We start from the raw sequence: 14,259 nt of genomic DNA on the forward strand, positions 1-14,259 counted from the left end.
GTGGCCCCATCGCCCGGTGCGCGGACCTACACCGGCTCAGGGCGCCGCGTGGGCCTCGGGAGACCTGGATCAGGGGGTTCCCGCGCGCATCGAGCGATGAGGTCGCCGTCCCCGGCACAGGATTCGGGTTCCGAACCCGGGGGCGGCGACCACCTCGTGACCGCGACAGCGCTCAGTACACGTCGCGCACGTACCGCTTCGCACGCCGCAGGTCGGCCAGGTAGTCCACCGCGTCGTCGGCTCCGCGCCCACGTTCCGTCGCGATGACGTCGAGCAGCGCGGCCTCGACGTCCTTCGCCATCCGGGAGGCGTCGCCGCACACCGTGAAGGTCGCGCCGTCCTCGAGCCAGGCGTACAGCTCCCGCGACTGCTCGCGCATGCGGGTCTGCACGTAGACCTTCTCGGCCTGGTCGCGTGAGAACGCCAGGTCGAGCCGCGTCAGCACGCCCTCGGCCTGCAGCGCGGCGAGCTCGTCCGCGTAGACGAAGTCGGTGTCGCGGTGCTGGTCACCGAAGAACAGCCAGTTGCGACCTGTCGCTCCGCTCGCGGCCCGCTCGTGCAGGAACCCGCGGAACGGGGCGATGCCGGTCCCCGGCCCGACCATGATCAACGGGGCGTCCCCGTCCGCGGGCACGCCGAACGCCGCGTTCGGCTGCAGGTACACGCCGACCTCGTCGCCGACCTGGACCCGGTCGGCCAGGTGTGTCGACGCCACCCCGGAGTGCTTCCGGTGGTCGTCGCCGTAGCGGACCGACGCCACGGTGAGGTGGATGCGGTCCGGGTGTGCGAGCGGGCTCGACGAGATCGAGTACTGGCGTGCCTGCAACGGGCGGAGGAACGGCAGCAGCTCGTCGAGCCCCGGTGCCGTTTCGCCGGCATCGCGGAGCAGGTCGAGCACGTCGCGACCCCACAGCCACCGGTCGAGCTCCTGCTTGTCGCCGTGCGCGACCACCGCCGCGAGCTCGCTGGCGGGGGACCGCTGCACGAGGTCGGCGATCAGGTCCTTCGACGGCGCCCGGACCTCGCGGTCGGTGCGCAGCAGGTCACGAACGGACCGCCCGTCGAACACCTCGTCACCCGTGGCACCCAGGTGCTCGAGCAGGTGGTCGACCAGGGAGTCGTCGTTCACGGGCACCACGGCGAGTGCGTCGCCGGCCGCGTACGTGATGCCGCTGTCGCCGAGGTCGAACTCGTAGTGCCGGATCTCCTTCGCGCTGCGCGGGTCGGAGAGCAGGCGGTTCTCCACCAGGCGCGCCGGGTACGGGTTGCGCTTGGTCCACTCCGAACCCGGACGGGAGGCCCGGGTCGACCCCGCCCCGCCGGCCGCGGTCGTGCCGGTGGTCGCTGTGGCACCCGTCGCACCGGCCGGTCCGGCTGCGCCGGTCTCGGCGGCGATGCGGTCGAGGACGGCGGCGGTCCAGAGCGCGGCCGGGTCCTCGAAGTCGACGTCGCAGTCGACGCGGTCGTGGACGCGAACGGCGCCGAGCTGCTCGAACCGGGTGTCGAGGAGCTTCGCCGCCTGGCAGAACTCGTCGTAGCTCGTGTCACCGAGCCCGAGGACGGCGTACTGCAGGCCCTCGAGCCGCGGCACGGTGCTCGCCTGGACCGCGTCCCAGAACAGGCCGGCGTTGTCGGGCATCTCGCCCTCGCCGTACGTCGAGGTGACGACGAGCACGTGCGACATCCCGGCGAGCTCCTCCGGCGTGACGTCGTCGAGCGCCCGGGCCCGGCCGCCGAGCCCGCGGGCGGTCGCACCGGCCACGAGCTGGTCGGCGAGGAACTCCGCGTTGCCGGTCTGCGTGCCGTACAGCACGTCGACGGTCGTCGTCGGCGTGCTCGGGGCCGTGGCAGTGCCGGCGGCGGCGATGCCCGCGATGAACCCGGCGAGCCAGGACTCCTGCGCGGCCGAGAACGGGGCGTCGACCGGGATCAGCTGACCGGTCGGGGGCAGGACGCTCACGCGGTCACCGCCTCGGCCGGGGCCTGCGGTGCACGACGGGCGATGTCCTCGAGCGCCGCGGTGGCGAGGAGCTCGTCGAAGCGGGCCTCGTGCAGCCGGCCGTCGTTCTTGGCGTTCTGGTGCATGATCCAGCCCGTGGTGCCGGGTGCGTCCATGCTGCGGTTGTTCCGCTGCGTGAGCGCACGCTTGTGGTCGTCGAGGCGCTTGACCGCGATGAGGGTCGCGAGCTGGTCGTCCGCGAACCGCTCGAGCGTGCCGCGGAGGTACTTCACGACGCGCTGCTTGACGAAGAAGTCCTCGGTGAGCACCAGGTTCCGCACGGCCTCGAGCACGCGGGGGTCGGCCGGGCCGGCAGCACCGGGCACCCGCTCGAGCGCCAGGTCCTGGGCGACGCCGAGCACCGTGTAGGACGACAGGAGCGAGAACATGTCGCCGCCCTGGTCGCCGAGCGCCGGGGCACGGCCGCCGAGCACCGTCCGGCGGTCCCGGTAGTCGAGCTTGAACGCGCGGAGCTTGTCCGTCGCGGTCGAGACGGCGAGCTCGTCGAGCAGCTCGTTCCGCGTCGAACCGGCCAGGATCGCGTCGGCGTCCTGGGTGAGCAGGAGCGCCCGGGGCATGCCGACGAACACGTGCGTCCGCGTGGTCGCCCAGTCCGCCAGGAGACGGGCGGCGAGCTCGGAGCCCGTCGCCTCGAGGTGCCACGTCAGGAGCAGCCGGGCGGCGTCCTCGTGGAAGGCGCCGCGCGCGGTGTCGAGCACCGGGAAGACGAGCAGCGAGTCGGTGCTCGCACGCTCGGCCACCTGACCGGTCGGGTCGTACTGGTACAGGAAGCCGCCGGACATGCCGTTGCCGAGGCCCTTGCCGAAGCCGCCGAGGTTGAACACGGCACCGCCGGTCATGTACTCGCAGCCGAAGTCGCCGACGCCCTCGACCACGGCGGTCGCGCCGGAGTTCCGGACGGCGAAGCGGTCGCCCGCCTCGCCCTGCACGAACGTCCTGCCGCCCGTCGCGCCGAACAGCGCGAAGTTGCCGACCAGGACGTTGCCGCCGCGCTCGGCGCTGCCGCCACCGGGGGCGCGGACGACGATGCGCCCGCCGCTCTGGCTCTTGCCGACGCCGTCGTTCGCGGTGCCGGTATGGTCGAGCGTCACGCCGTCGTTGTTGAAGACGCCGTAGGACTGCCCGGCAGAGCCGCTCGTGCGGATGGTCACGGCACCGTCGACGAGCCGACGACGTCCGCGGTCGTCGGTCGACACGGCGGGGGCGTCCTGCAGGGCGTCGGCAGCGAGCTCGTGGTTGAGGACGCGCTCCAGGTCGATGCCGAGCTGACCGCCGACGGACTTGTCCGCGTTGCCGAGGAGCACGCCGTCCATCGTGACGCTGTGCTCGTGGCGCACGAGCAGGGCCTCGCGGACCCGCTCGATGAGCGCGTCGTCGGTGGCGTAGTCCTTCTCCAGGTACTCCGGGTCCGTGACGATCTTCTCCGGCACCTGGGTGAGCAGCGCCCGCACGTCGAGCCGCCCGACGCTCGCCGGGTGGTCGAGGAGCTGGAGCAGGTCGGTGCGGCCGCGGGCCTCGCGCAGGGAGCGTAGGCCGAGGCGGGCGAGGATCTGCCGGACGTCGTGGGCGATGTTCAGCAGGTACTGCGCGAGCGCGCGGGGGTCGCCCTCGAACGCCTCGGCGTTCGTGGTCAGGCCCGCCGGGCACTTCACGTTGCAGTTCTTCGCCATCACGCAGCCGAGCATCATCAGCGCGGTGGTGCCGAACTCGAACGAGTCGCCGCCGAGCAGCGCCGAGGTGACGACGTCGCTGCCGGTCTGGTGCGCGCCCGAGCAGCGGAGGACGACCTTCTGCCGCAGGCCGTTCGCGACGAGGGCCTGGTGCACCTCGGCCACGCCGATCTCCGCGGAGCGGCCGGCGTACTTCAGGCTCGTGACGGCCGCGGCGCCCGTGCCGCCGGTGTTCCCGGCGACGTTGATGACGTCTGCGCCGGCCTTCGCGACGCCCACGGCGATCGTGCCGATGCCCTCGGAGGACACCAGCTTCACGATCACCCGGACGCGGGCGGCCTTGCAGTCGTGGATGAGCTGCGCGAGGTCCTCGATCGAGTACGTGTCGTGGTGCGGCGGCGGCGAGATGAGCTCGACGCCCGGGGTGCCACCACGTGCTGCGGCGATGTCGACCGTGACCTTCGCCGCGGGCAGCTGGCCGCCCTCACCCGGCTTCGCGCCCTGGCCGATCTTGATCTCCAGTTCCTCGAGCATCGGGTCGGCGAGGTAGCCCGCCCAGATGCCGAACCGGCCGGAGGCGAACTGCTTGATGCGCGAGCCGCGGATCGTGCCGTAGCGGGTGTGGTGCTCGCCGCCCTCACCGCTGTTCGACATGCCGCCGACCATGTTCGTGCCGTGCGCGACGGCCTCGTGCGCGGTCGCGACGAGGGCGCCGTGGCTCATCGCCCCGGACGCCAGGGTCCTGGTGATCTCGTGTGCCGGCTGGACCTCGTCGAGCTCGACGCTCGCCGGGGCGCTCTCGAGCAGCCCGAGCAGGTCCACGGCCGAGCCGGTGGCGCGGAGCGTCACCTGGTCGGCGTCGACGGCGTCGACGTCCACCTGGCCGGGGAAGAGCAGGCCGAGCCCGTCCGCGAGGGCCTGATGGCGCAGTGCACCCAGCGACGCCGTCGACGTGAGCTCCAGGCGGAATCGAGCCGGGCCTCCTGTCCGGTCGTCAGCAGACGGACGCGAGCCGAGCAGACCGCGCACCGTGACGCTGCTGTTGCCGGTCAGCGAGAACCGGCCGAGCTCGCGGGCGAAGTCCTCGGCCTCGTCGATGCCCGTGACGTCCGCGGGGAGCGCGAGCACGTCGCGGAGGGCACTCGGGCGGCGGGAGCGTTCCTCGTGCGTGGTCTGCAGGAAGGTGCGGTAGCCGGGCGTGATGCGGAAGGCGTCGATCTCGGCCGTGCTGAGCCGGTCGTAGCCGGTGTTGCGGTACGCGGCGTCGGTGATGCCGAAGGCGTCGTCGAGCTGGCCGAGCGTCAGCAGGCGGAGCGCCTCGGAGTCGCCCGCGCGCTCGAAGGACGGGCGCTCCTCGGTCATGCCGCCGAAGCCGCGGACGGACGCCACGCCGAACGAGTGTCCGGCACCGTCCGAGCGCTCCTTGAACAGGCCGAGCAGCGGCACCTGGGCGTCGCCCTGCACGGCGACGGCGCGCTCGTGCCAGTCGGTCGCCGCCTGCGCGATGCGGGTGAAGCCGACGCCGCCGACCGGCGCCTGCATGTGCGGGAAGACGCGGGCGAACAGGTCGTCACGGGTGTCGAGGTAGTTCGGCTCGAAGAACTCGCCGCCGATGTAGCTCTCGGCCGTGCACAGGCCGACGCGGCCCATCGTCTTCGCGAGGGCCTTCTCCGCGGCCTTCCGGAACTGCTTGAGCGCGAGGTCCGTCGCGGTCAGCTCACCGGCCGGCGCGGGCGCTGCCGGGTACTTCTCCTCGGCACGCAGACGCGCGCTCAGGCTGTAGACCGCCGCGGCACCGAAGCCGAGCGCCGTCGCGACGTGGTGCGACGACGGCAGCTGCCCTGACTCGGCGACCACGGAGACCCGGAGCCGCAGCCCGGTCTCGATGAGCCGCTGGTTGACGGCCGCGACCGCGAGGATCACGGGCAGGGGCGCGCGGGTGGAAGACACCTCGCGGTCCGTGACGACCGCGATGCCGCCGGTGCGCTCGGCGAAGCGGGCGACGTCCTCGGCGAGCTGCAGCACGGCGGCGCGCATCGCGTCGGCGTTGGCCTGCTCGTCGTCGCGGACGGGGGTGTAGAGCATGTCGAAGCGCTCGAGCGGCACGACGTCCTGGTCGCGCAGGCGGACCATGTCGAGGTGGCCGAGGATCGGCGACTGGACGACGAGCTGGCGGGTCGTCGTGCCGGTACCGGTGCTGCCGGTGCTGCCGGTGCTGCCGGTGCTGGTGGCGCTGCCGGTTCCGTCGGGCTTGCTGCCGAGGGTCACGCGCATGCTCATGCCGTCGGCCTCGCGGATGGAGTCCAGCGGCGGGTTCGTGACCTGGGCGAAGCGCTGCGAGAAGTACTTCGCCATGCCGCCCTCGGTGTCGCTGAGTGCGTTGATGGCGTTGCCGTAGCCCATCGCCGAGATCCGCTCCGAGCCGTTCTGCAGCATCGGGTCGAGCATGAACCGGAAGCTCTCCTGGTTCAGTGAGTACGCCACGTAGCGGCCCTGCAGCGACAGGTCGCCGTCGTAGCCGAGGGTGTTCGTGGTGCGGTCGTAGTCCGGCGCGGGCAGGTCGTCGAGGTTGACCCGGGCCGCGTCGAGGAGGGTCTCGTAGTCGCGGCGGGCAGCGAGCATCGCCAGCACCTCGCCCGTGCGCATCAGGCTGCCGGTGCGGTGGTCGACGACGAGCATGCCGCCGGCCTCGATCCGGCCGCGGTGCACGACCTCGTCGTCGGGGAACGTCACCTGACCGGACTCCGACGAGACCATGAGGTACTCGGACGTCTGCACCGTGCGCAGCGGCCGCAGCCCGAGGCGGTCCAGGCGGGCGCCGACGACGTCACCGTCGCTGAAGATGACCGCGGCGGGGCCGTCGTTCTTCTCCTCGTACAGCGAGAAGTACTCCAGCATTGCCCGGACGTCGGGCGTCAGGGTGCGGTCGTTCTCCCACGCCGGCGGCATGAGCGTGACCACGGCCTCGACGATCTCGAGCCCGTCGTCGAACACGCGGCTCTGCAGGGTCTGGTCCAGGCGGCTCGAGTCGGACTGGCCGGGCGGGCGCACGATGCTCCGGGTGCGGGCACGCGCCAGCGCCTCGTCCGACAGCCGGTTCTTCCGGTCGGTGTTCAGCTCGCCGTTGTGCGCCATCAGGCGGAACGGCTGCGCCATCGTCGGGTGCGGCTCGGTGTTCGTCGAGAAGCGGGTGTGGAAGTACAGCGTGCGGACCGAGTGCCGGGGGTCGCGGAGGTCGGTGAAGTAGCCGATGACCTCGCCGGAGTTCAGGCGGCCCTTGAGGACCTGCGTGCGGGCGCTGAGCGAGAGCGGCGAGAGGGCGGCGTGCTCGAGGTGCTGCTCGGCGGCCTGACCGTAGGAGACGGCCTCGATCGCGAGCAGTGCCCGGTTCGCGGCGGCGTCGACCTCGGCGCGGGACCAGGCCGCTGGCGCGCGGAAGACCCACTGCACGATCGGGAGCTGGTACTGCTCGGCCTCCGGGCGCGCCACCGTGTGGTCGACGGGGACGTCACGGACCAGGAGGAGCTCGAAGCCCTCGCTGGTGACGGCGTCCGCGACGGTGTGTTCCGCCGCGGCGCGGTCGGTCGGGTCGGTCGGGACGAAGCAGTTCGCGACGCCGAAGTGGCCGGCGCGGAGCGGCTCGCCGGTGAGCGCGCTGAAGAACTCCACCGACAGGTCGATGCTCACGCCCGCGCCGTCACCGACGCCCTCGGAGGACTTGCCGCCGCGGTGCGGGATCGCACAGAGCGCCTCGTCGCCCTTGCGGATGACGTCGTGGCTCGGGGTCCCGTCGAGACGGGTGATGAAGCCGACGCCGCAGGCGGAGGATTCGCGGGCAGGGTCGTACAGACCGAAGGGGGAGGGGTTCACGAGCGTGTCCAGTGGAACGGTGCCAGCAGCGGACGACGGAGGCTGCAACTCTGGAGCGCTCGCCGCGGGCAGACCGGTGGGTGGCAGTCGGGCCCTGTGGGGTGTGGTGCGGTGAGGCGATGCTACGGGCTGGTATACCGCGGGCGCAACACCGCTCGGCGGGCGGTGGCGCGTCGTGGCTGGTGCCGTTCGGCGCGGACGCGTCGGGCGTGGGTGGTGCCGTTCGGCGCCGCACGTGTCGGGCGTGGCTGGTGCCGTTCGGCGCCGCACAGCAGGAACCGGTCCGAACCGCGGATGTGCGCGGTTCGGACCGGTTCCGGTGGTGCGACGTCGCCAGGGCTACTCGGCGCCCTCGTCCTCTTCCTGGTTGAAGTGCGAGCCGTCCTCGGTGAAGCCGGCTGCGACGCCCTCGGGGTGGTCGGGGATGGTGCCGTCCTCGCCGAGACCGCCGGGCTTCTCGGTGCCCTCGGGGTCCGGCGTGCTGTCGTGCGCGTGGGTGTCGGATGCGTTGCTGTCGGTCATGCGCTGCTCCTTCGCAGATGGTGAGCGGCGGACCTACGGTCCGTGTCTCGGGAACGCCACGGTACTCACGCGGCCCGGGTAGCGGGTGCGAGGCCGGCGGTCATGGCGTCGCGCCGTCGTGCACCGGGAGCGCCTCGGTGCTCGCCTCCGTCGCCGGTGTCGTCCCCCGCTGGACGACCTGCGGGCGGCGTCGGGCGCGGAACACCCACGCCTTGAACAGCACGAAGCGCACCAGCGTGGCGAGCAGGTTGGCGCCGGTCAGGACGGCGATCTCCGCCCCGTGCGTCGCGTTCGGCGTGGTGGCGTGCAGCAGGACGAGCGACCCGGACGTGATCGCCCAGGCGATCCCGAACACGACCAGCCCCTGCAGCTGGTGACGGCCGGCGCCGACGCGACCACGCATGCCGAAGGTGAAGCGACGGTTCAGCGCCGTGTTCCCGACGGCGGTGACGAGCAGCGCCAGGAAGTCCGCCGTCTGGGCTCCGAGGGCGGGACGGAGGAGCGCGTACAGCAGCGCGAACGCGATGGTCGATGCGACGCCGATCGCGCCGAACCGGAGGACCTGCCCGAGGATGCCGACGTGCGGGGTCGTGAAGGGTCGGCGGCCGATCGACTCGTAGACCGGTGCGATCGGGATCCTGCCGGTCGCGAGACCGCGGGAGACCCGCCACATCCCCTTGAGGTCCTCGGTCGCGGTCGAGGCGATGTGCACCGACGAGTCCACGTCGTCCACCCAGTCCACCGGCACCTCGTGGATGCGCAGTCCCGCGTGCTCCGCGAGGACGAGCAGCTCGGTGTCGAAGAACCACGCGTCGTCCTCGCAGAGCGGCAGCAGGTGCTCCGCCGCCGTGCTGGTCACGGCCTTGAAGCCGCACTGGGCGTCGGAGAACGACACACCCATGGTGCTCCGGAGCAACAGGTTGTACGAGCGGGAGATGAACTCCCGCTTGCCGCCTCGGACGACCCGGGAGGACCCGGCCAGGCGTGTGCCGATGGCCATGTCGGAGTGTCCGGACAGCAGCGGCGCGACGAGGGGCTCGAGCGCGGCGAGGTCCGTGGACAGGTCTTCGTCGAGGTAGACCAGCACGCGGGCCGGGGACGCGCTCCACACGGCCTTCAGGGCGCGTCCGCGGCCCTTCTGCCACAGGTGCACCGCGTGGACCCCGTCGAGCATCGCGGCGAGGTCGTCCGCGATGCGAGCGGTGTCGTCGGTCGAGGCGTTGTCAGCGATGGTGATGCGCCACGTGTGCTGCAGCGAGGTGCGGCAGAAGTCGTGCAGTCGTCGGACATGCGCCGCGAGGGTGTCCTGTTCGTCGTGGCATGGGACGACGATGTCGATGTCGAGGGGCTGGTTCGTCTCCGTCATGCTGCTCAGGTTCGGCAGCGCGGCGATGGGGACGGCAGCACCGCCCTGTGGTCACGGTAAGAACCGGAGGCGGTGCTCCGCGACGGGACGAAGCCCCGACCCGTCAACCGGCGAGCAGCACCTGTACGACCGCGACCACGACGAGCACGGCGATCGGGACGCGCCCGACCGCACATCACGGCGGCTGCAGACGACGGCGAGACGGACGGGAGGCTCGGTGCGGGCCCGCCACGGGCCTCCCGTCTGGCGGTCCACGGGACCGGCGCCGCCCCGGCTACGCGGGGAGGGTCACCGTGAACGCCGTGCGGCCCGGCTCCGAAGTCACACGGACGGAGCCGCCGTGGGCATCGACGACCGCGCGCACGATCGCCAGGCCGAGGCCACTCGTGCCGTGCTCCCGGGAGCGCGACGCCTCGCCCCGGGTGAAGCGGTCGAACAGCGACGGCAGCGCCGGGGCCGGGATCGGCGGCCCGTCGTTCGCCACCACGAGCCGCACGACCGCCGGGTCGGATCCCGGCACCCGCTGCACCGACACGACGACCGCCGTCTCCGCCGGGGTGTGCGTCCAGGCGTTGGCGAGCAGGTTCGTCACCACGCGGCGGAGCTGGGCGGTGTCCCCGGACACCGTGACGGGGTCGTCGTCGACCTGCAGCGTCCACCGGTGTGCCGGAGCGGTCGTCCGTGCGTCCATCGTGGCCTCGACCACGAGCGCGGTCAGGTCGACGGGGGCGTGTGCGCGGGTCGGGGCAGCGGCCGCGTCGAGTCGGGCGAGGAGCAGCAGCTCCTCGACGAGCGCACCCATCCGGACGGACTCCTGCTCGATCCGGTCGACGTTGCGGTGGATGGCGTCGACGTCCGAGGAGGACGACGAGAGCTCGGCGTACGCACGGACGGTCGCGATCGGGGTGCGGAGCTCGTGCGAGGCGTCGGCGATGAAGGTGCGCATGCCGGCCTCGGCGTCGCGGCGGGCCGTGAGTGCCTTGGACACGTGGCCGAGCAGGCGGTTCAGGGCGGTGCCGACGGCCCCGACCTCGCGGTTCCGCACGAGGTCGGCGGGGGCCACGCGCACGGGGATGGCGGTGTCGCCGCGCTCCAGGTCGAGTCCGGTGACGCTCGACGCCACGGCGGCGACGTGCTCGAGCGGCCGCAACGACCGGCGGACGAGCATCGCGCCTGCCCACACCGCGACGGCCAGCCCGAGGAGCGTCACGCTGCCGATGACCACCACGAGCCGGACCACCGAGGCCCGCAGGTCGCCGAGGGGGAGCGCGGTGACGAAGACGTCGCTGCCGGAGTCGATCGCCTGCGCGCGGTAGGTGCCGAGCGACCCGAGCATGATCGTGACGGGCCCGTGGTCCGCGTCGACGGCGGCGAGCGTCCGCTGCTGGGCCGTGGAGAGCCGGTGCTGCACGCCCGCGGCGTCGGTGTAGCCGGCGAGGACCGCTGAGCCCTCCCGGTAGATCCCGACGACGGTCCCGGCGGCCTGCCCCGGTGCCCCGATGAAGGCGTTGTCCGGGTCCGGTTGCGACCCGGAGCCGGACGCCCCTGAGCCAGCCGCAGGTGGTGGCTGTCGTCCGTCTCCGGGCCCGAGCGTCCGGTCCGCCGCCGTCGCCAGCTCTGCGTCCAGCCGACCCACCAGGTACCCGCGGTACGCCACGACGGTGACGACCCCGACGACGACGTTCGTCAGCACGAGCAGCAGCGCCACCGCCCCGACGATCCGCCACCGCAGCGACGGTGCCCGGTCCGGCCGCCGCGTACCCAGCGGGCTCACGATGTCGGCCGCAGCACGTACCCGGCCCCGCGCACCGTGTGCACGAGCGGTGACCGCCCGAGGTCGACCTTCCGGCGCAGGTACGACACGTACATGTCCACGAGGTTCGACGACGACCCGAAGTCCATGCCCCACACGTTCGCCAGGATGGTCTCCCGCGGCAGCACCCGGTTCGCGTTCCGCGCCAGGTACCGCAGCAGCTCGAACTCGGTCGGGGTCAGCTCGATCGCCTCCCCGCCGCGCGTCACCGTCCTGGCGTCCTCGTCGAGCTCGAGGTCGCCGACGACGATCGCCGTGCTGCCGCTCGCCATGGAGACCCGCGGCGACGTCCTCGCGAGGATCCGTGCCCGGGCGAGGAGCTCCGCGATGCCGAACGGCTTCGTCAGGTAGTCGTCACCACCGCGCGTCAGGCCGACGAGTCGGTCCTCGGACGAGTCACGCGCGGTCAGGAACAGCACCCGGACCGGGTCGCGGGCGTCGCGGAGGCGGTCGAGGACCTCGAACCCGTCGATGTCGGGCAGCATCACGTCGAGCACGATGACGTCGGGCTGGTGCTCACGCGCCGCGAACAGCACGTCGCGACCCCGGTGGACGGTGCGCACGGACCAGCCGTCCGCCTCGAACGCGAGGCGGACGGCGTCGGCGAGCGCGTGCTCGTCGTCGACGACGAGAGCCCGGACGGGAGACCCGTCGGTGCGCTGCAGCGGTCGGTCGGACATCGCGCCGAGCCTACTTCCCGCTCGTCAGGTCGTAGACGGTCTGCCCGCCGACCGTCGTCGACTCGTAGTTCGCCGCGACCCACTCCTGGATGGCGCTCGCGGTGGAGGAGCCGCCGCCCATCCCGCCGCCGTTGCCGTTGCCGTTGCCGGAGGCGATGTAGTACGACACGTCCCCGGCCTCGACGAAGGCCTTGAACTCGGCGAGCGTCGGCGTCGGGTCGCTCGACCAGCCGCCGATCGCCATGACGGCGGTGTCGCTGTCGAGCTCCAGCTGCGCTGCGGACTGCGACCCGTTGACGGCCGCGGCCCACGTCGTGTCGGTCGCGGCGAGCAGCTTCGTGAGCGCCGAGGACGTCGACGCACTCGCGCCGCCCATGCCGCCACCGTCCGCCGAGCGGTCACCGCTGTCGGACGGGAGGCTCGTCCCCGACTCCGCGTCGGACGTCCCGTTCCCGGGTCCTCCGCCGGTGGCGCCGTCCGGCACCTCGCCGGTCGTCCCGTCCGGCATCTCCGGCGCCGTGCCGGTCGGAGGCTGGCCGCCGGGACCCTGCTGGGAGCCGCTGTCGCTGTCGGAACCGTCGCTCTGCGTGCCGGACGCCGATCCGCCCGGGCCACCAGCGCCTCCCGGCATGCCGCCGCCCATCCCGCCACTGGACGATCCCGACGGACCGACGCTCGGGATCGAGCCGGAGTGCGCCACCGTGGTGGTGGCCAGCGCGTAAGCGGTGGTGCCGGTGAGGCCGAAGAGCGTGCCGGCGAGGACACCGACGGCGACGAGCTTGCGGAGGGACGGGACGCTGCCGACGACGATCGCGGCGGCCGAGAGCAGACCGCCGGCGAGCATCACCCAGCGGAGCCACGGCAGCCACGTCGGGTTCTCGTTGAGCAGGCACCAGCCCCAGAACGCCGTGATGCCGATCATGCCCGCGAGTCCGAGGCGACCGGTCATCCGGTGCCGGGCGTCCCAGAGCAGTGCACCGCCGGTGCCGACCAGTCCGGCGATCGCCGGGGCGAGTGCGACCGTGTAGTACGGGTGGATCGTGCCGGACATGTACGAGAACACCAGCCCCGTGACGAGCAGCCAGCCACCCCACAGGACCAGGCCGGCGCGGACCGGGTCGGCGAGGTGGCGACGACCGACGACGACCAGGCCGAGCACGAGCGCCAGGAGCGCCGCGGGCAGGAGCCAGGAGATCTCGAGTCCCATCTCGGACGAGAACAAGCGGTTCAGTCCGGTCGAGCCGCCGAACGACGACCCGGCGGTGCCGCCCGTCATCCCACCGCCCCCGCCGCCGTTGCCCGACCCGCCGAAGATCCGGCCGAGGCCGTTGTAGCCGAACACCAGGTCGAGCACCGTGTCGTCCGTCGACCCACCGATGTACGGACGGGCGGACGCGGGCCAGAGCGCCACGGCGAGGACCCACCACCCGGCACCGGCCACGAGCGAACCCGCGGCGATGAGCAGGCCGACGATCCGCTTCGGCCAGGTGGTGCGAGCGGCGATCAGGTAGACGAGCCCGAAGGCCGGCAGGACCAGGAGCCCCTGGAGCATCTTCGTCAGGAACGCGAAGCCGAGGGCGACCCCGGCGAGCGCGATCCACCGCCAGCTGCCCCTCGGGAGCGCCCGCACCGTGCAGTACGCACCCGCGGTCATGAGGAGCACGAGGAGCGCGTCCGGGTTGTCGAAGCGGAACATCAGCGCCGCCGCCGGGGTGGCCGCGACGACGAAGCCGGCGAGCAGCGCCCCGACGTTCGCGGTCGTGGTGCCGAGGCGGGCGAGCGTGCGGCGGACCGTGCCCCACACGAGCGCGACCGAGCCGACGGCCATCAGCGCCTGGGGGAGCAGCAGGCTGGTGCTCGAGAAGCCGAACAACCGAGCCGAGAGCACCATCACCCAGAGCGATGCCGGGGGCTTGTCCACCGTGATGAAGTTCGAGGAGTCGAGCGAGCCAAAGAAGAAGGCCTCCCACGACTTCGTGCCGGCCTGCACGGCTGCGGCGTAGAACGAGTTGGCGTACCCGGAGGAGCTGAGGTCCCACAGGTAGACGACGGCGGTGAGGACGAGGAGCGCCCAGAACGCGGGCCGGAGCCAGCGGGCGTCCTCGTGCTCGCCGAGGACGAGCCGGGCGAGCGGCTTGCGACGCGCCGGGGCCTGCGTCTGCTGCGCATGGCCGCGTCGGTCGGACACGGGGATCGGGTAGGTGGTCATGGCAGGAGCGTGACGGGCGGAGCCGGGCCGGTTCTCTGCACTTCCTATGCGGTCCCTAAGACGCTTCCTTACCCGCTCCACAGGCGATGGCGACGCGGGACCCACGGAC

7 protein-coding genes are annotated in these 14,259 nt (G+C 72.6%); all 7 read right to left on the minus strand.

The window, feature by feature from the left end:
- Nucleotides 1-172 precede the first annotated feature (172 nt).
- The 7 genes from BIU98_RS14650 to BIU98_RS14680 all read right to left on the minus strand — a co-directional run bounded on the left by BIU98_RS14650 (nt 173) and on the right by BIU98_RS14680 (nt 14,150).
- Nucleotides 173-1,960 carry a sulfite reductase subunit alpha gene (locus BIU98_RS14650; protein WP_083393281.1) on the minus strand — a complete coding sequence of 596 codons (1,788 nt, stop codon included), beginning with the start codon at nt 1,958-1,960 and terminating at the stop codon, nt 173-175.
- Nucleotides 1,957-7,560: a glutamate synthase-related protein gene (locus BIU98_RS14655; RefSeq protein WP_139200764.1), complete on the minus strand. Its 5,604-nt coding sequence runs from the start codon at nt 7,558-7,560 to the stop codon at nt 1,957-1,959. Before BIU98_RS14655 ends, BIU98_RS14650 begins: the two co-directional genes overlap by 4 nt.
- Nucleotides 7,561-7,899: 339 nt before the next feature.
- The gene (locus tag BIU98_RS14660) at nt 7,900-8,082 is read right to left on the minus strand and encodes a hypothetical protein (protein ID WP_071278138.1); all 183 of its coding nucleotides are present in this window, start codon (nt 8,080-8,082) and stop codon (nt 7,900-7,902) included.
- Between the two features lie 100 nt (nt 8,083-8,182).
- The gene (locus tag BIU98_RS14665) at nt 8,183-9,448 is read right to left on the minus strand and encodes a glycosyltransferase (RefSeq protein WP_083393282.1); all 1,266 of its coding nucleotides are present in this window, start codon (nt 9,446-9,448) and stop codon (nt 8,183-8,185) included.
- Nucleotides 9,449-9,722: 274 nt separating this feature from the next.
- Nucleotides 9,723-11,156 (minus strand): cell wall metabolism sensor histidine kinase WalK, encoded by a 1,434-nt coding sequence (locus tag BIU98_RS14670; protein ID WP_083393283.1) that lies wholly within the window; start codon nt 11,154-11,156, stop codon nt 9,723-9,725.
- A 62-nt stretch (nt 11,157-11,218) separates the two neighbouring features.
- Nucleotides 11,219-11,941, minus strand: a complete 723-nt coding sequence (locus BIU98_RS14675) for a response regulator transcription factor (RefSeq protein ID WP_071278142.1) — start codon at nt 11,939-11,941, stop codon at nt 11,219-11,221.
- 10 nt (nt 11,942-11,951) lie between these two features.
- Entirely contained in the window at nt 11,952-14,150 is a 2,199-nt protein-coding gene (locus BIU98_RS14680; RefSeq protein ID WP_083393284.1) for a glycosyltransferase family 39 protein, read from the minus strand.
- Between the last annotated feature and the right edge of the window lie 109 nt (nt 14,151-14,259).

Origin of the sequence: Curtobacterium sp. MMLR14_010, assembly GCF_001865015.1 — a bacterium.
GTDB lineage: Bacteria > Actinomycetota > Actinomycetes > Actinomycetales > Microbacteriaceae > Curtobacterium.